The sequence below is a fragment of the Diplocloster modestus genome, assembly GCF_019042245.1.
Classification (GTDB): domain Bacteria; phylum Bacillota; class Clostridia; order Lachnospirales; family Lachnospiraceae; genus Diplocloster; species Diplocloster modestus.
In genome coordinates, this window is sequence record NZ_JAHQCX010000002.1 from 418228 (window position 1) to 436217 (window position 17990).

A 17990-nucleotide genomic window follows, 5' to 3' on the forward strand; every position below is an offset into this window, starting at 1 on the left:
TCAAGCCTAATAACAGACAACTGCGGCGGCGTAAAACTTCCGCAGGGCCCGAAGCAGTTCTTAGCCATATGGCTAATCTGCTCCGGGCCCTGCTGTTCCATGCGATATTTCCCACTTCAAACTTTATCTATATATAATGTCATCCCGGCCAGGTCCATTGGATATCATAGTAATCGGGAAACCCAGCTTTTTCTCAACGAATTCAATATACTTACGGCAATTCTCAGGAAGCTCCTCATATTTTTTGATTCCACGGATATCGGTCTTCCATCCCGGCAATGTCTCCATGACCGGTTTTGCCTTATTTAACTGCCCGGTAGTAGGGAAATCCATGGTAACCTTACCCTCGATCTCATATGCCGTACACACCGGGATCTCATCCAGGTATCCCAGCACATCCAATACGGTAAATGCTACATCCGTCGTCCCCTGGATCCGGCATCCATATCTGGAGGCCACAACGTCAAACCATCCCATTCTTCTGGGACGGCCTGTAGTGGCGCCGTACTCTCCCCCGTCTCCGCCACGCCGTCTCAGCTCATCCGCTTCATCGCCAAAGATCTCACTGACAAACGCTCCCGCTCCTACCGCACTGGAATAGGCCTTGCAGACCGTAATCACCTTTTTAATCTCATAGGGAGGAATTCCCGCGCCTATGGCTCCGTATGCGGCCAAAGTGGAGGACGAGGTAACCATCGGATAGATTCCATGATCCGGATCTTTTAAAGACCCCAGCTGGCCTTCCAGTAAAATTTCTTTTCCATCCTGAATCGCCTGCCACAGGTAGGCGGAAACATCACAGACATAGGGCTCTGCCATCTGCCGATATTCCATCATTGTGTCAAATAAATCAGAAGCATTCAGCTCCGGCTTATGGTAAAGATTCGACAAAAGCACGTTCTTCATCTCGCAGACCAATTCCAGCTTCTCCTTAAGCGCCGCTTCATCGTCGAATAATTCACTTACCTGAAATCCGATTTTCGCATATTTATCCGAATAAAACGGCGCGATCCCGGATTTCGTGGATCCAAAAGACTTACCGCCAAGGCGTTCCTCCTCATACTGGTCGAAAAGAATATGGTAAGGCATCACAATCTGGGCCCGGTCTGAGATCAGAAGTTTAGGCTTCGGAACACCGCGGCTTACAATGTCATTCAATTCTTTAAACAGAATCGGAATATTCAGCGCCACCCCATTTCCAATGATGCTGGTGGTATGATCATAGAAAACTCCGGACGGAAGGGTATGCAGCGCGAATTTGCCGTAATTGTTTAAGATCGTATGACCCGCGTTGGCTCCCCCCTGGAATCTGATAATGATATCGGATTCCTTGGCAAGCATATCCGTGATCTTGCCCTTGCCTTCGTCTCCCCAGTTTGCTCCTACAACAGCCTTTACCATAGGACTTCCTCCTAACATTTGTAAAATCATCAACAAGTTACGTTTTTACCGACTCCATATTATACTACAACTCTTTTTCTACTGTAAAGAAAAAAATAATAACTCGCGAAATCTCATGAATTTGGTCAAAATTGCGCATTTACTCTGCTTTTCATTATCATAATTTTTCTATCTGTCCGGTTCTTTTTATGATTTCATCTGATTAAAGCGTTAAAATCATAAGCCGTAGGGTTGGAATCTTTGTGGAAATTGTATCAGTATTCGCATATATTCTTGTTTGGATACTGTATTTTCCGCATGTTGTGAGAATATAATATCCAATATTATGACCTTTTCCCATTCTTTTATGAAATACATTTATTCACAAGCTGCTTCATTGTAGGATCACTTTTCCTAATTATCTTTCTAAAAGTGTATCTATAATATGGGATGCTTCATACCGGTAGAGTAGGTTAGAGGGTATAAGCCCTCTTTCCCCTCATCAAACCGTGCATGAGGTTCTCCCTCACATCTCGCAAAGGTGCATATAATGTACCAGTCCAGTGCCCGCATACTTGTCTGCTGTTAACATTCATTTTCACTGCTGTTTGGCTACACGGCTCACTGGCGATTACCGTGACCGGACTTACAACGGCTAGTGTGGTCCAGCTTCGCTGGACACACGCGACATAAAAACAGGCAGAATACATTGCACACTTTTACTATGCCATGTACTCTGCCCATATACATTTTGGTCATCTGATTCTGGATTTTAACTGATATCCTGTCCCATCTTTGAATCACTGGATATCAGTCTGCGCCGCCCTTCTGTCTGCAACAGCTTTTCCAGCTCCTTTATGGCGTCCTTGGCTATCCAGATCCGGGATCTGCTGCCACTCTTTGCCATCTCGTGGGACACCAGAAGTATTTACACGTTTATCTCCGCCTTCAGCCCCAGCAGCTCTTTATACCGCTCCAGCAGCGGCTGTACCGCCTGGCTTAAGAACGCTTCCACCTGCTCTTTCGCGCATCCCGTATATCTGGACGGATCCATGGATTTTTGCAGTTCTTCCAGCGACAGGTTAAAGGAGGGGTCGGCTGCGATCAATTCCAGCAGATTATTCTCCAGCCCCTTTTCCTTCACATTCCGTCCTGCCTCCATGGAGAGGGTGCGGATCTTCTCATGGAGTTCCTGCCGGTCCCCGCCGGCCTTCACCGCATCCATCATGATATTTTCCGTAGCCATGAAGGGCAGTTCCGCCAGCAGATGCTTTTCAATGACCTTCGGATACACCACCAGGCCATCCACTACGTTCAGGCACAGATCCAGGATCCCGTCAACCGCCAGGAATCCTTCCGGCACAGACAGACGCTTATTGGCGGAATCATCCAGTGTCCTCTCAAACCACTGAACCGAGGACGTCATCGCCGGATTCAGCGCGTCGGCCATCACATACCGGGACAGTGAGGCGATCCGTTCGCTGCGCATGGGATTTCTTTTATAAGCCATGGCCGAAGAGCCGATCTGGGTTTTCTCAAAGGGCTCTTCCACTTCTTTCATGTGCTGCAGCAGGCGGATGTCATTGGAGAACTTGTGCGCGCTGGCCGCTATTCCTGCCAGCACATTCAGTATCCGGGTATCCACTTTTCTGGAATAGGTCTGACCGGACACCGGATAACAGTCCCGGAAACCTAATTTGGCTGCGATCATGGGATCCAGCTTTTCGACGGTGCTGTGATCTCCGTTAAACAGCTCCAAAAAGCTGGCCTGCGTACCGGTAGTGCCTTTCGAACCCAGCAGCTTAAGCGTATCGATCACATGATTCAGGTCTTCCAGATCCAGCAGGAACTCCTGCATCCAGAGCGTCGCCCGTTTTCCCACTGTCGTCGGCTGGGCAGGCTGGAAATGGGTAAATCCAAGAGTCGGCAGCGCCTTATATTCATCCGCAAATTTAGCCAGCTCAGCGATCACATTCACCAGCTTTGTGCGCACTAACAGCAGTGCTTCTTTCATTACTATAATATCCGTGTTGTCTCCCACATAGCAGGAGGTCGCTCCCAGATGAATGATCCCCTTTGCTTTCGGACACTGCACCCCGTACGCATATACATGGGACATCACATCGTGGCGCACCACATTTTCCCGTTCCTTCGCCACCTCGTAATTAATGTCGTCCTGATGAGCCTTTAACTCTTCTATTTGTTCATCCGTAATATTTAACCCAAGCTCCTGCTCGGTCTGGGCAAGCGCGATCCAGAGCTTCCTCCAGGTCCTGAATTTCATATCCGGTGAAAATATATACTGCATCTCTTTGCTGGCATAGCGCTCAGACAAAGGGCTTTGGTATCTGTCTGTAGACATTCGACATCCTCCTGTTTACATAACTTTATTTAATTATGATTCATTCCCGTTTATTCCACATACTCGCCGCGGATGTCCTCCGTGGGAGGATCCAGCGGATATTGACCGGTAAAGCATCCGGTACAGATGGGGCGGTCTTCCACCAGCTCAGGCAGACGCTCCACCCTTAAGTAATCCAGCGAATCCGCGCCGATCAGATCCCGTATTTCCTCAATGGTCCGGTTATAAGCGATCAGCTGCTCTCTGGAGGGAATATCCGTTCCAAAGTAACACTCGTACAGGAAAGGGGGGGAACTGACCCGTACATGCACCTCCGTGGCTCCTGCCTCTTTTAACATCCCCACGATCCGGTCACAGGTAGTCCCCCGGACGATGGAATCATCGATCATAATGACCCGCTTCCCCTTTACCGCTTCGGACAGCACATTCAGTTTAATCCGGACGCTGGATTCCCGGTTGCTCTGCTTGGGTTTTATAAAGGTACGGCCCACATATCCATTTTTTACGAAAGCCGTTCCGAACGGAATACCGGACTCCAGCGAATAACCCAGAGCCGCCGCATTCCCGGATTCCGGCACACCGACCACCAGATCTGCTTCCACCGCGGAATCCATAGCCAGATATCTGCCCGCTAACATTCTGGAACCATAGACACTCATTCCGTCAAAATGGGTATCCGGTCTGGCAAAATAAATATATTCAAAGATGCAGCGGGCTTCCTTAGCCTTCGGCTGACAGAGGCTTACATCCGAGACAATACCGCCGTCCGGTGTGATCGTAACGACCTCTCCTGGCAGAACATCCCGCACAAACTCAGCTCCCACCGTCTCCAACGCGCAGGACTCGGAAGCTATGATATAAGCATGATCCCGTTTTCCAATACAAAGTGGTTTAAATCCGAACGGGTCCCTGGCACCAATCAGCTTTCTGGGGCTCATCACAATCAGTGAATACGCTCCCTTGATCTTCTTCATGGCCCGGGTAACCGCTTCCTCGACAGACGCGCTGTGAATCCGCTCGCGCGCGATATGATAGGCGATAACCTCGGAATCGATGGTTGTCTGAAAGATCGCTCCGGTGTATTCTAACTCTCTTCGAAGTTCCGGCGCATTGATCAGGTTTCCGTTATGCGCAAGCGCAAGCGTTCCCTTGACATAATTCAAAACCAGCGGCTGGGCATTTTCCCGGGTACTGCTTCCCGCGGTGGAATACCGGACATGTCCCACACCGATATCACCCTTCATCCCCTCCAGGGCCTCATGGGTGAATACTTCATTGACCAGTCCCATTCCTTTGTAGGAACTGACCTTGCCCTTGGGTCCGCTGGTCTCACTGACCGCGATACCACAGCTCTCCTGGCCCCGGTGCTGCAGGGCGAACAGCCCATAATAAATGGTGGAAGCGATGTCGTTTCCATCGAAATCATAGATCCCGAAGACTCCGCATTCCTCTCTTAATTTATCGGAAATATCTGTCTGCTCGTATATACCGTTTCTTTCCATAGATTGAAATTCTCCTTACAGTCCTAACCGGCGGAATACTTCCTCATAAGCTTCTTCTACATTTCCAAGATCCCGGCGGAAACGGTCCTTATCCAATTTCTCATGAGTCTTCGCATCCCAGAGTCTACAGGTATCCGGTGAAATTTCATCTGCAAGAATGATTTCTCCTTTATATCTACCGAATTCTACTTTGAAGTCAATCAGCTCGATATCAGCTTTGGCAAAATAATCTATTAAAACCGCATTCACTTTGAAAACCAGCTCGGTGATCCGGTCAATCTCTTCCCTGGTCGCCGCTCCGATCGCAATGGCATAAAAATCATTAATCATAGGATCGCCCAGCTCGTCGTTCTTGTAGCTGAATTCAAGAGTCGGTGCCAGAAGCCTGGTGCCCTCTTCGATTCCCAGTTTTTTGGAAAAGCTGCCGGCTGCCACATTTCTTACAATAACTTCCAGCGGCACGATCTCCACTTTTTTAACCGCTGTCTCCCGGTCACTTAATTCTTCAATAAAATGAGTGGGTACTCCCTCTTTTTCCAGAATCTGAAAAACATGGTTTGTCATTCGGTTATTTACCACACCTTTTCCGACAATCGTCCCCTTCTTTTCCCCGTTAAAAGCAGTTGCATCGTCCTTATAATCCACGATCAGCACATCGGAAACATCCGTGCAGTACACTTTTTTTGCCTTGCCCTCATAGAGTAAATCCGTTTTTTTCATTCCGCTTTCCACCATTTCCTCTCAAAGAATCTTTTGTTTTTAACAAGAGCATTATATACCAACGTTCTTGTAAAAGCAACTGATTTTGCGTGGGTCTGTTTTAGGATGCTGAGGGACCATTCAGGAATTTTTTGTAGGTCTTGTCTATCATAAATGCTCCTATGGGGGCCGATATGAGGATCGAAACCACAGCGACTGTTAATACAATGTTACCGCAGGCGAGTCCTTTGGCCAGTGGGACACCTCCGATGGCGGCCTGCACGGTTGCTTTGGGCAGCTGTGCCAGCAGGCAGAAAAGGCGTTCTTTTCGGTTCAGCGCGGTTTTGATTACACATAGCCAGGTACCGAACAGGCGGAAGGCCAGCCCGATCAACAGCATGACGACCACCATCACCCCGGCTTTTGCGGCATATTGAATATCTACTGTCGCTCCTACCAAAACAAAGAGGATTATTTCGGCAGCCACCCAGAGCTTGGAGAATTTGCCGGATATGCGTTTTGCCAATTGATCGTAGCGGTTGTATATCATCATGCCCATGCTCATGACAGCCAGGAGGCCGGAGACGGATACGATGTTTTCCAGCATATTCTCTAAGGTCACGAATAAAAATGAGACGCTTAGGATAATCAGGACCTTGACGGAATCCCGCATATGAAAACTTTGGAACAGCTTCACCATTCCCAGTCCGGTTATGACACCCAGTACGATTCCAAGTATAATTGATATGGGTATCTGTACAAAATCCATAACCGAGGCGCTCCCCCCGCCGGCCAGGGAAACGAGGGCGGTAAAGATCACGATTACATATACATCGTCCGCAGAAGAACCGGCGATAATCATCTGGGGGATTCCTTTATCCGTCCCCCATCCCTCGTCTATCATTTTCGACATTTTCGGAACAATAACCGCCGGGGATACCGCCCCCATAACTGCTCCGATAATCCCCGCCTCCAGAAGCGAGACATGCAGAAGCGCCGGTCCGAAAATCAGGAAAGCGATAATTTCCAGGGTGGCCGGAACAAAACACATCATTACTGCCGGACGGCCTACCTTTTTTAAGTCATTGATGTCCAGCGAAAGTCCGGCCTTCACCAATATTATAATCAGGGCTATTTCCCTCACTTCCGAAGAAATGGAAAGAATGGAACCATCCAACAGATCGAGTACATGGGGCCCCAACAATATACCGACCAGCAGCATTCCCAGCAATCTGGGCAATTTCAATTTTTCAAAAACAGACCCCAGTAAAAGGCCGCACAAAAAAATCAGAGCTAAACTAAGTAACATAAAAAATCCTCCCAGTTAAAAGTTATTAAATCATCGATTTCATTTCCTTTAAGATCTACACCAGACCCCGGCAGTGATATCCTCCTTCCCCACTGTGTAATCTCTCGGAAGATTTGAATCCAACTGAACACATTTCCCTGTTCAATACAAAAGGCCAATCCCTTCCGTCATTACAGAAGTTATCGGCCTTCTACATTCAAATGCAGACAAATGTTCTCAACAAGTGATCTCTACTAATCTTCCTTATTGACAACAAAAAAACTGATAATCTCCTGCGTCATCACAGAAGTCATCAGCATATAGCGGTTTAGGCTTATCGCCAAGGGAGAACCTCATTCCCTATTTTTGTCATCTTAACACAAGTATCAAACTTTGTCAATTCCATCTTCCTCCTATTCTCAGCCTCCTATTCAGCCTGGATCTCCCGTTCCACTTTTGTTTAGCAGCAGCCGGCACAAGCCCACCGCCCCCAAGCCCGGCGGATTTTTCCCGGCCCCGGCCTGCCACCGGCTGCCTGCCTTCCCGGATTCCCCGTTCCCCGCGCCTCGGTCCGACTCAGTCCCGGCCCTTCCCAGCTCAATCCCTCAGCGGATACACCCATGCCAAAACCACTCCCGCCAAAGCCAGTACCCCCGGAATAAGCAGAAATATCACCTGAATCGCAGTCATCACCGCCCCAGTAGGCGCCGCGTCCGGAACATACCCTGCAAAAGACAAAATCTGAGTGCAGATAATTCCCGATACGGCCATCCCCATCTTCTGGACAAAAGACAGGATGGACGTCATGATGCCCTGTGGCCGCTGGCCGGTAAGGCGCTCTCCATAGTCTATGGTGTCGGTCAGGATGACGAATACCAGACCTGTACCGATGGAGAAGCCCAACGCGGACAGAAGGCAGAAGATCAGGTTACCCAGCCAGTTCTGGCGGCACAGTGCAGTACACAGGATCGACATGAGGCTCAGCCCATTGCCGAACAGGACACACGTCCGTGCGCCCCATTTACTTTTGGCATAGGGCATGAGAAAAGCGGACAGGACGGCGGCGATTGGCGTGAAAGTGAGAAGGGCGGAGCTTAGCTCGGTCCGGCCCAAATAATATTTGGCATAGTATACAGTGGCTTCCTGCCGGATCATCATAAAGGTGAGCTGACAGAACTGGATCGCGCAGTATAACAACCACGGTTTATTTTGTTTGAGTGAGCTCATTGCCTTTCGGATATCCGGATTATTTTCTGGTCCGTCAGGCCGTATCCTTTCTTTCGTATTGAAAAAACAGATCAGCATAAAAACGGTAAACAGGACAGCGAACAGCATAGTCGTACGCAAAAAACCCTGGCGCTGGTTTCCGGCCAGGTGGGTTACGAACAGCATTGTGGTACCGGTGACAAATACCCCGCCTATATTGGAGCCCAGGCATTTGTATTTATTGAATTGCACCCGCTCTCCGGCATCCGCTGTCATCAACGACATGAGCGTCGAAAATGGGACGTTCATTACCGCATATACCAGACAGAATGCCACATACAGCGTTCCTCCGTAGAACCCCCTCAGGCTGGCGGACAACTCCGGCATTCCGAAAAGCAGTACGAAAAGAACACTGACGGGCCATATCCCGCACAGGAGATATGGCCGGCAGCGTCCCATAGGTGATCGGGTCCGGTCTACAACGAACCCCATCAGCAGGCTTGCCACCGCATCTACGATACGGCCGGCTATGAGGATCCGGCTGATCACAGTCAGATCCAGGCAGACAACATCGGAAAAATAGTACATTAAATAGGAAGAAACAAATAGAAACAGGCCATTGCTGGCGAAGTCCCCCAGGCCGTAACTGAACTTCTCCGATTGCTTTATGTTCATGTCATCAATCCTATCATAAGTCAAATCAGTTAAGATCCAGTTCTGACATTGTCGCAGGCATCTCGTGCTGCGTATTTACCTTTCCCTCATCGGTTACCAGATCAAAACAGGATGCCACGATCCGGCCTTCCCAGATAATCGGTTCTCCCGGCTGGTCCAGACCGCCGTCCAGTCCGTCGCAGTCCGGGCTCTGGGCGATGCGCTCCACACGTCCGTCCGGATATACCTTGGCGATAGCGTTGGCGGAGAAATCAGCGATATATAGGTTTCCTTCCTCATCACAGATCATCCCGTCGGTGGAGGTGAGATTTTCCGGATCTTTTGCGAACACTTCATTTGAAGCGGCGGATCCGTCCGGGGCAAATGTAATCCGGTGTACGGCTCCGTCACCGAAGTTACCCACATACAGATTCCCATCTTTTCCGAATACGATACCGTCCGCGCCGTACTGGCAGTCTTCATTGTCCGTCACAAAGGTGGTGAATATGTGATCATCTTCCAGGGTATTGGTGATGTGGATATTTTCTTCCTCCAGGCCAAAGCGGTACACGCAGCTGACCAGATGGCCGCTGGGATCCTCTACCTTACTTAACTGGCTCTGGGTAACATACATATAATTGCCTCGAATCCGGATACCGTTGGGATGCTCCATCCCTTCCGCCACTACCTTCCAGCTTTTCACCCCGTCCTGATCGACGATCAGTTTTAATACCCGGCCCTTGAATGCCAGTTCTTCTTTTCCCGACCATCCCTGATTATCACAGACATACAGGTTATAGTCTGCATCAAAGGCGATTCCCATATTCCGTGCGATTCCGGTCTCGGGATGAACTGGTACGTCAAACCACTTAGTAATATTTTTGTCTTTGTCAATCTTTACCACGCAGCCCTTAAAACTGTCATCCGCGTAGTTGGGGCAGGACAGGATCAGATTCCCTTCCCGGTCGATCTCCATGCCGTCGGGCGTACACACATAGTCAGGCAGGATAGTAAATAATTTAGGTTGTTTCATAATAAAAATTACCTCCTTTAGGAACTTACAAGTTTATGGAATATATCCCATTTTGGTGTTTACCCCTATTGGGTGCTCACCTTCATTTTGGAACTTACCTCTTTGGGGAACTTATTTCATTCCCCCCGCTTCAGCTGCTTTGCCTATTCTCTCTCTCCGCTGCCACCTGTGCCATCACTGCTTTCACATAAGCACTGGCCCGGTCATATTCCTCCTCGGTCTCCATGTGCTCCACAAAAGCCGGCATATCGGGATCCAGCCGGTCCAGTTCCCGGATCAACGCCGGATAGTCCAGAATCCCATCACCGGACATCCGTTCTTCCACATAGAGGGTAAACCGCTCATCCATATACAGATCTTTTATATGGCAGCTCTTGATGTAAGGCCCCAGCTTCTGTACACATTCTGCCAGGAACCCGGCATTTCGATAGTAATTCCTGGGGCTGTACATCATATTTACCGGATCCCAGTGCACGGCCAGCGCCGGGCGGTTTACCGCGTCCAAAAGCTCCAGGTATGTTTCGATGCTGTCCGGATACAGCCAGGCGGAAGGTTCAAAGGTATAGAACGTCTTAACCGGCCCTACCGCGTCGATAATTTCCCGTGTGGTCCGCACGATTTCGTCAAAGGCTTTCCTGGTAAAATTCTCCGGATGAGGCCCATACCAGACATCCGGGTTATAGGTACCCGTGATATTTACACAGCATCTGGCCCCGATTTTCTCCGCCAGCAGCAGCTGCCTTTTGGCAAATTCAACCGCTTCTTTTCTGGTATGCGGGTCCGGATGCATCGGGTTATTCCAGACCCCTACTTCACCGATCACGATATCCGCCTCCGCAGCTGCTTTTTTATATTCTTCGATCACAGCATCCGAAGCGTTAGCATCCAGCGGACAGATAGCTGCCGTGTACTCTTTTTCCCGGATTCTCTCTGCCCATTCGTATCCGTTGGTGTATGGTTTAAATATCGCTCCACCCAGTCTCATAATGTCAATTCCATCCGTTCTATAATGTGATCCTGATATACTTCATCCAGTTCCACAAAATATCCGCTCCAGCCCCAGACCCGCACGATCAGGTTCTGGTAATCCTTCGGATGTTTTTTTGCATCCAGCAGTGTATCCTTGTTCACCGCGTTGATCTGCATCTGATGCCCGCCCATATCCAGGAAGGATTTGACCAGCATGGCTACTTTTCGGATACTCTCCCCGGTTTTGAATACCGTATCGTGCAGCTCGATGGTCAGGGGGCCTCCGTTGGCCGTCAGTTTCAGATCCGGTTTGCTAAAGGATTTGACCAGGGACACCGGCCCTTTCAGCCGGCAGAACAAGCTCGGAGAATAGTTACAGGCGAAGGCTTCCCCCGCCCGGCGTCCGTCCGGTGTAGCCGGAAGATCCTCTGACTGCCAGATATAATACATGGCGGATCCCGTTCCCGCCCGATAGATACCGCCCCGTTCATTCGTACAGCCTTCCAGCGCCTCAGCAAACCAGGCCAGCAGGCGGGAAGCGATTCGATCAGGGTCTTCCTCATCATTCCCCATCTTGGGTCCTTCATAGCGCAGCCGGTTCAGCAGCAGCTCGTGGCCTTTGTAATCCTGCGCCAATGCATCCAGCAGTTCCTGTTTTTCCACACTCTGCTCGTCGTAGACAAACCGTTTTACGGCAGCCAGGGAATCCACTGCGGTAGACAGGCCGCTGCCATGGATCCCGAAGTTGTTATATTTATTTCCCAGAGAAATATCCTTCGCCTGTGAAATACATCCCTCCATCATCAGCGACATCACCGGAGACGGTTCCAGGTACAGGTTTTTATATTTAGAAACCATCTGCACACACTGTGCCCGGATCTTCTCATGAACCACCTGTATAAAGTCTTCAAACTCCGTACATTCCGTCAATAAAGGCAGGGATTTTACTACTACATCCGCAAAAGAGAGGCCGTCGATATTGGGAATATCCATACCTTTCCCGGGTATGATGAATTCCCAGCAGGCTGCCACTACATACTGGTAAGCGTCCTCCGGTTCATACCCCCAGCGCAGAAGGGCCGGTATGACCACATCATCATTGGAATACTGGGGAAATCCCAGTCCCTGTTTGGTCATCCGGGTTCCTTTTTCATATAAGGCCAGCGGCGTATTCTTATGTACCCGCAGATTGATCTTCGGATCGATCAGCTTTAATTCCAGGCTGGCATCCATACACAGATCTGACAGGAGATTATAGCAGTCGCTCCCGTCCTGGGCACAGCCCCCCAGTACCATGCTCTGTCCATTGTCCCCCTGCTGCATTCCGGTGTACAGATCGCTGTCCCGGTTGAAGCTGATAAAGAATTCCTCCAGCAGTTCAAATGCCTCCTCTTTGGAGAGAATCCCGTTCTCCAGATCTCTCTTCAAATACGGATACATGTACTGGTCAAACCTTCCGATCGTATTGTGGTAATTAAAGGTACACCACAGACAGTAGTGAAGGAACCGGAAGAACTGAAGCGCTTCTTCAAAGCTTTGGGCGGCCTGGGCCGGAATTCTGCGGAAAGTCTCCGCAACTTTTAAGTTCCCGGCTTTCTCTGCCGCCTCCCGATAACGCCCGGCAAATAAGAGCATCTCGTCTGTCATACGGAGCATTGCTTCCAGATAGGTATACTCCTCCTGCTCCTTCTGACCTTCCGCCGGCTCCCTTTTTTTCATTTCTGTCTGAATTTCTTCCTGTTTCTTTAAAAGACCGGTTCCGATTACCTTTGCATAGCAGGGGTTGATATTGCAGACTTTGCCCTGCTCGTGGATATAGTGCTCTCTGCCAATCGTTTCCTGTTCTTTCGGAGTATGTATTTCCGGCAGCGTCACTACCGTACGGATCATCGCGATTCGTTCGAAAGGATAGACCACCGGCTGTTCCTTTTCCAATACATAGGAAAAACGCCGTACTACCCGCTCCAGATCTGAATATCCTGCCTTTTCAAATTCTCCGGCCAGGCGGAACGGATCTTCTTTCTGCTGGCGGAATGTGTGATGTTCCTTATTCCGTATAAAATAATCCAGCTGATTCCTGATATTTTCTGTCATAAAGTACCTCCTTTCTTGCTTCTGGCTGTCTGATGTCATAGGTGCTTACTATTACATGTCCATGTGTAGGTATAAGGCCGTATCTTGTTACATAATCTTATAGGGAATTCCTCTTTTTTCAAATGGGTCCATATGATATTGCGGCTTCTGTTCCGTCTGAAATTCAGGCTGATAGTTTTTTCCCACCATGCCGTATTTTGCGCCCGCTGTCTTATGATAGGGGAGCAGTTCCACCCGGACCAGCGGACCGGCGTTTGTAAGAAGAGCGGCTGTCTGCTCCATATTTTCTTCCGTATCATTGACTCCTGGTATCAATGGGATCCGTATCATATATGGAGTATCTCCTGTTTTAAGCTGTTCCAGGTTAGCCAGAATCTTCCGGTTGCTGACACCGGTATAATAGCGGTGCCTGTCATCGTCCACCAGCTTGATATCCATGATTACAAACTGCAGCATCCCGACGATCTTTCTGAACTGTTCCCTTTCGCAAAATCCACTGGTTTCCACACATGTATGCAGACCGTTTAACTCACGGATACACGCTTCCAAAAATTCCGGCTGGGCAAGTGGTTCCCCGCCGGAGAAAGTCACACCGCCTTCATTTTTCAAAAGGAATTCCCGGTCTTTCAGAAGCCGGCCTGCCAGTTCCTCAGGTGTCACAGCTGTCCCGCAAATTTTCCGAAGGCGCATGGGGCAGACTTCTATGCATTTACCACAAACCAGGCATTTTGAAGGAGAAGGGCATACCTGTATACACCGTCCGCAATGCAGGCAGCCATTGGGACTGGTCATCCGTTCCGGCGCAAAGCTCATGCCCTCCGGATTATGACACCACATACATTGAAGCGGGCAGCCTTTGAGAAAGACAGTGGTACGTATCCCAGGCCCGTCAAATACAGCAAACTCTTTGATATCAAAAATAATCCCGTTCATTATGTTCTTTTATAATTCCAGAATCCGATGCTCTTCTTCCGGGATCTCCACTTTATGGCAGTCATTAAAATAAGTCCGTTCCGGCAGCAGCACGATCGAAGTCACCGGTTTATCTTCCACCGGCATCTGCGCATAATGCCATACTCCCGCCCGAATCCAGATCATAACGCCGCTGGGAATGTAGAACGCCTCCAATTCATTAAGCGGGATCTGTTCATCCGCCGAAGCCGGTGCGAACGCCATCACCACATCGCCGTCCAGCATCATAAAAGCCTCTCCTGTATGGGTATGGTACTCCATGATCTTAACTTTCTTCTCTCCTGGGAGTGCCACCCCCGCGGAGATCGAAACCTGACCCCCAGCCTCAATCTGCATGATATCCCGGTAAAAGCAAACTGGATCTTCCTCTGTGCCCAGGTGCGGTGTGTCAGGATTCAGAACTTTTGCATAGCTTCCGAATTTATAAAAGCTGTCTAATGTCAATGATTTTACTTTAACCGATTTCATTTCGCTCCTTCTTTCTATCCTGCCTTATCCACAGAATAATCCTGCAGAATCCTACCCCAGAATCTCATCGATTCTGGCCAGCTCATCGGCAGTGAACTTCTGGTTCTCCAGCATTTTCACATTTTCAATAATCTGTTCCTTACGGCTGGCACCCAATAATACGGATGTGACTCCGCCCTCCCTGACGTCCCAGGCCAAAGCCATCTGTGGCAGAGACTGCCCGCGTTCCTTTGCCATTTCGTTTAACCGTATGACCTTATCCAGGACTTCCGCCGTGATGTCCGCTCCATTTAAGAACGGGCAGTTCTGATTGTCAGCCCTGGATCCTTTGGGAATCCCGGCGATATATTTAGTGGTCAGTAATCCCTGTTCCAGCGGGCAGAATGCCACGGAACCGATCCCTTCCTGTTTCAGCACATCGAAGAGGCCTTCCTCCGGAATACGGCAGAACATATTATACCTGGGCTGATGGATCAGCAGTTTTACACCCATATCCTTAAGCATCCGGGAAGCTTTCCTTGTATCCTCCGCATTATAATTACTGACTCCCACATACAGCGCTTTCCCCTGCCGGACAATATCGGCAAGCGCGCCCATCGTCTCTTCTAACGGTGTATTCTCATCCCGCCTGTGATGATAAAAGATGTCCACATAGTCTAACTGCATCCGTCTAAGACTCTGATCTAAGCTGGCCATCAGGGATTTTCTGGAACCCCAGTTTCCATAAGGGCCATCCCACATCTCATATCCGGCCTTGGTGGTAATCACCAGCTCATCCCGGTAACCCTTCAGGTCCCGCTTCAGAACTTCTCCCAGTACCTCTTCTGCACTTCCCGGAGGCGGCCCGTAGTTATTTGCCGCATCGATATGATTGATTCCCAGATTAAAAGCGGTCAGAATCATTTCCCTGCTGTTCTCGTAAGGGTAGGCTTTCCCGAAATTATTCCAGATACCCAGACAAAGCTTCGGCAGATACAGGCCGCTGTCACCGCATTTCACATAAGACATATTTTCATAACGGTTTCCCGCGATCATCTATACTCACTCCTCTGTCATTTTCTTATAATCTTCCACAATCCGGATTCCGGAACTGGTTCCGATTCTGGAAGCACCGGCATCGATCATCGCCAGCGCCGTCTGTACGTCGCGGATACCGCCGGCTGCCTTTACCTTTAACCGGTCTCCGACCACGGACTTCATCAGACGTACATGCTCCGCTTTAGCCCCGTACTCGCCGAAGCCTGTGGAAGTTTTAATAAAATCAATTCCGATCTCCAACGCGATCTCGGCCATCTTAACGATTTCCTCCTCCGTCAGATAGCAGTTCTCGAAGATCACCTTCGATGTCACCTGATATTTCCGGCACATCTTAACGATCCCGTCCATTTCTCTGCGGATGTAGTCATAATTCTTATTCTTAAGTTCCACCAGATTCGCTACATAATCAATCTCACCGGCCCCTTTACGGATCGCATCCTCTGTCTCGAACACTTTCGTTTCCAGCGTGGACTGTCCAAGGGGGAACCCTACGGCGCTGTCCACCAGTACCGGTGAATCCTTCAGCTGTCCGTAGCAGATTTCTGTCGTCGCACAATTAATCGCCACAGTTTTAAAATTATATTGCTTTGCCTCATCACACAGCTTCACAAACGCCTCATTCGGTACATACTGTTTCAGATTCGTATGATCGATCATGTTCGCTAACTGCTGCCAGGTCAAATTTTTGTCACTCATCCTTTTCTCTCCTTATACGATACTTTCATGTTTAAACCTCTATCAGGTCCTGTTCAAAATCAGATGCGGTTCAGCTGATGATAAACCGGTTCCAGCGCGGCATACGCCTCATTGAACAGATGGTACATCTTCTCATAAACCTCATAATTCTCCGGCTGTGGCTCAATCACCCGTTCCACAGGATTCAGCGTATGGATCACTCTAAAATCCGGAAATGCGCCGATACCCACTCCTGCGCATACGGCTGCTCCCATGGAGGTCGCCTCCTCCACATATCTGGGAATCAGAATCCGTTTCTGCCAGATGTCCGCCAACATCTGTGCCCATACGGTACTGGAAGCCCCGCCGCCGATCAGTGTCAATTCTCCCGCCGGAAGATTCCTCTCTAAGATATCCAGAATCACCTTCAGATTATAACCCACACCCTCCATAACGGAACGTATCATATCATCTTTCGTATGAATCGCACCTAATCCGATAAAAGTCCCTCTCGCATCCAGATTCCATCTGGGGCTTCGCTCTCCCAGTAAATAAGGAAGAAACAACAGACGATTCGCCCCTGCCGGCCGTGCCGCCGCCCGCTCATTCAGATATTCCGGGAGTTTACGCCCTTCTCTCTCAGCGAAATCCTTTTCATAGTCACAAAGAGTCCTCATCATCCACTGAAACGAATACCCCGCGGCCTGCATAGTTCCGCAGGGCGTATATAAGTTCTCATCCAGTGCCACCCAGTTAAAAGTCCGCATGTCCCCGTCAAATACCGGGACCTTCGCAGCATTGGAAATCCAGGACGAAGACCCCAGCACATTATACATCCGGCCCTCTTCCACCGCGCCTGCGCCTGCAGCCGCACAGCTGCCATCCCCGCCGCCCATGATCACCGGAGTCCCTTCGAGAAGCCCTGTCTGCACCGCAGCCTCCTTCGTGATTCCTCCGATCCTGTGAGTGGATTTATAAAGCTCCGGCAGCAGATCCATCCGCAAACCATATGCATCCACCATCCGTCCGGACCATTCTTTTTTCTCCAGGTCCAGCAGGTTCGTTCCCGAAGCGTCTGAATAATCCGTAGCGAATTCCCCGGTCATCCTGCAGATCACATAATCCTTCGCGTTGAGAAGCTTAAAAGCTTTCTCATAAACTTCTGGCCTTCTATCCCTGATCCAACAACATTTAGCCGCAGAATAAGACGCGCTCAGCCGGTGTCCCGTGATCCGGTAAGCCTCCCGGCTGTCCACCTTATCTTCCACCCGGGCCATAAGTCCATCCGCCCGGGTATCCGCCCAGATTAAAGCCGGATGCAGATGCCTGCCTTCCTCATCCACCAGCACGCATCCCATCATCTGTCCGCTGAATGTCACGCAGGCCACCTGGTCTCCCCCGATACCCGCGCGTTCCATCAGCTCCTTGCCCGATCCGCAGACCGCCTTCCACCATTCTCCCGGATCCTGTTCCACGAACCCGTTCTGCGGCGTCTGTGTCTCATAAGGAGCCGTTAAACTGGCCGCCAGTTTTCCCTCCAGATCGTACAGCGTAGCCTTATTCCCGCTGGTCCCCAGATCATGGGCCAATATATACTCCTGCATCCCTCATCACTCCTTCCATAAATTCTCCGCAGCTATTATTTCCCGC

At 49.7% G+C, this 17990-nt stretch carries 15 protein-coding genes and 1 riboswitch; all 15 genes read right to left on the reverse strand.

Translation table 11 applies throughout. The annotated features are described in order from the left end of the window. Window positions 1-123 precede the first annotated feature (123 nt). On the reverse strand, window positions 124-1401 hold the full coding sequence (locus KTH90_RS04770) for an adenylosuccinate synthase (protein WP_238726347.1): 1278 nt from the start codon (window positions 1399-1401) through the stop codon (window positions 124-126). 751 nt (window positions 1402-2152) lie between these two features. Then, window positions 2153-2287 (reverse strand): hypothetical protein, encoded by a 135-nt coding sequence (locus KTH90_RS24840; protein WP_275061313.1) that lies wholly within the window; start codon window positions 2285-2287, stop codon window positions 2153-2155. A gap of 21 nt (window positions 2288-2308) precedes the next feature. Beyond that, a complete protein-coding gene (gene purB, locus KTH90_RS04775) occupies window positions 2309-3742 on the reverse strand; it encodes an adenylosuccinate lyase (RefSeq protein ID WP_158349940.1) in 1434 nt (477 codons plus the stop codon). A 50-nt stretch (window positions 3743-3792) separates the two neighbouring features. Further along, window positions 3793-5244: an amidophosphoribosyltransferase gene (gene purF, locus KTH90_RS04780; protein ID WP_158349941.1), complete on the reverse strand. Its 1452-nt coding sequence runs from the start codon at window positions 5242-5244 to the stop codon at window positions 3793-3795. Window positions 5245-5259: 15 nt separating this feature from the next. Continuing rightward, window positions 5260-5964, reverse strand: a complete 705-nt coding sequence (purC, locus tag KTH90_RS04785; RefSeq protein WP_158349942.1) for a phosphoribosylaminoimidazolesuccinocarboxamide synthase — start codon at window positions 5962-5964, stop codon at window positions 5260-5262. A gap of 100 nt (window positions 5965-6064) precedes the next feature. Next, window positions 6065-7252 carry a cation:proton antiporter gene (locus tag KTH90_RS04790; RefSeq protein ID WP_238726348.1) on the reverse strand — a complete coding sequence of 396 codons (1188 nt, stop codon included), beginning with the start codon at window positions 7250-7252 and terminating at the stop codon, window positions 6065-6067. Between the two features lie 276 nt (window positions 7253-7528). Further along, a riboswitch (Fluoride riboswitch) is annotated at window positions 7529-7601 on the reverse strand. 227 nt (window positions 7602-7828) lie between these two features. Next, a complete protein-coding gene (locus tag KTH90_RS04795; RefSeq protein WP_238726349.1) occupies window positions 7829-9112 on the reverse strand; it encodes an MFS transporter in 1284 nt (427 codons plus the stop codon). A 25-nt stretch (window positions 9113-9137) separates the two neighbouring features. Then, entirely contained in the window at window positions 9138-10124 is a 987-nt protein-coding gene (locus KTH90_RS04800) for an SMP-30/gluconolactonase/LRE family protein (RefSeq protein WP_158349945.1), read from the reverse strand. A gap of 130 nt (window positions 10125-10254) precedes the next feature. After that, complete coding sequence (locus tag KTH90_RS04805) at window positions 10255-11109, reverse strand: sugar phosphate isomerase/epimerase family protein (RefSeq protein WP_158349946.1); 855 nt, start codon at window positions 11107-11109, stop codon at window positions 10255-10257. Beyond that, the gene (locus tag KTH90_RS04810) at window positions 11106-13187 is read right to left on the reverse strand and encodes a pyruvate formate lyase family protein (protein ID WP_238726350.1); all 2082 of its coding nucleotides are present in this window, start codon (window positions 13185-13187) and stop codon (window positions 11106-11108) included. The genes KTH90_RS04805 and KTH90_RS04810 overlap by 4 nt, the downstream gene beginning before the upstream one ends. Window positions 13188-13274: 87 nt before the next feature. Continuing rightward, window positions 13275-14120, reverse strand: coding sequence for a glycyl-radical enzyme activating protein (locus tag KTH90_RS04815; protein ID WP_238726351.1), 846 nt, complete (start codon window positions 14118-14120; stop codon window positions 13275-13277). Window positions 14121-14129: 9 nt separating this feature from the next. Beyond that, a complete protein-coding gene (locus tag KTH90_RS04820; RefSeq protein ID WP_158349949.1) occupies window positions 14130-14627 on the reverse strand; it encodes an ureidoglycolate lyase in 498 nt (165 codons plus the stop codon). Between the two features lie 51 nt (window positions 14628-14678). After that, window positions 14679-15662, reverse strand: a complete 984-nt coding sequence (locus tag KTH90_RS04825; protein WP_158349950.1) for an aldo/keto reductase — start codon at window positions 15660-15662, stop codon at window positions 14679-14681. Window positions 15663-15668: 6 nt separating this feature from the next. Further along, window positions 15669-16361, reverse strand: a complete 693-nt coding sequence (gene deoC, locus KTH90_RS04830; protein ID WP_158349951.1) for a deoxyribose-phosphate aldolase — start codon at window positions 16359-16361, stop codon at window positions 15669-15671. 59 nt (window positions 16362-16420) lie between these two features. Further along, a complete protein-coding gene (locus KTH90_RS04835) occupies window positions 16421-17944 on the reverse strand; it encodes a xylulokinase (RefSeq protein ID WP_238726352.1) in 1524 nt (507 codons plus the stop codon). Between the last annotated feature and the right edge of the window lie 46 nt (window positions 17945-17990).

Coding starts and splice junctions, on each gene's coding strand:
- KTH90_RS04815 (WP_238726351.1), bottom strand. CDS start 14,120: ATGAACGGGATTATTTTTGATATCAAAGAGTTTGCTGTATTTGACGGG.
- KTH90_RS04835 (WP_238726352.1), bottom strand. CDS start 17,944: ATGCAGGAGTATATATTGGCCCATGATCTGGGGACCAGCGGGAATAAG.
- KTH90_RS24840 (WP_275061313.1), bottom strand. CDS start 2,287: ATGGCAAAGAGTGGCAGCAGATCCCGGATCTGGATAGCCAAGGACGCC.
- purC (WP_158349942.1), bottom strand. CDS start 5,964: ATGAAAAAAACGGATTTACTCTATGAGGGCAAGGCAAAAAAAGTGTAC.
- KTH90_RS04800 (WP_158349945.1), bottom strand. CDS start 10,124: ATGAAACAACCTAAATTATTTACTATCCTGCCTGACTATGTGTGTACG.
- KTH90_RS04805 (WP_158349946.1), bottom strand. CDS start 11,109: ATGAGACTGGGTGGAGCGATATTTAAACCATACACCAACGGATACGAA.
- deoC (WP_158349951.1), bottom strand. CDS start 16,361: ATGAGTGACAAAAATTTGACCTGGCAGCAGTTAGCGAACATGATCGAT.
- KTH90_RS04795 (WP_238726349.1), bottom strand. CDS start 9,112: ATGAACATAAAGCAATCGGAGAAGTTCAGTTACGGCCTGGGGGACTTC.
- purB (WP_158349940.1), bottom strand. CDS start 3,742: ATGTCTACAGACAGATACCAAAGCCCTTTGTCTGAGCGCTATGCCAGC.
- purF (WP_158349941.1), bottom strand. CDS start 5,244: ATGGAAAGAAACGGTATATACGAGCAGACAGATATTTCCGATAAATTA.
- KTH90_RS04825 (WP_158349950.1), bottom strand. CDS start 15,662: ATGATCGCGGGAAACCGTTATGAAAATATGTCTTATGTGAAATGCGGT.
- KTH90_RS04810 (WP_238726350.1), bottom strand. CDS start 13,187: ATGACAGAAAATATCAGGAATCAGCTGGATTATTTTATACGGAATAAG.
- KTH90_RS04770 (WP_238726347.1), bottom strand. CDS start 1,401: ATGGTAAAGGCTGTTGTAGGAGCAAACTGGGGAGACGAAGGCAAGGGC.
- KTH90_RS04790 (WP_238726348.1), bottom strand. CDS start 7,252: ATGTTACTTAGTTTAGCTCTGATTTTTTTGTGCGGCCTTTTACTGGGG.
- KTH90_RS04820 (WP_158349949.1), bottom strand. CDS start 14,627: ATGAAATCGGTTAAAGTAAAATCATTGACATTAGACAGCTTTTATAAA.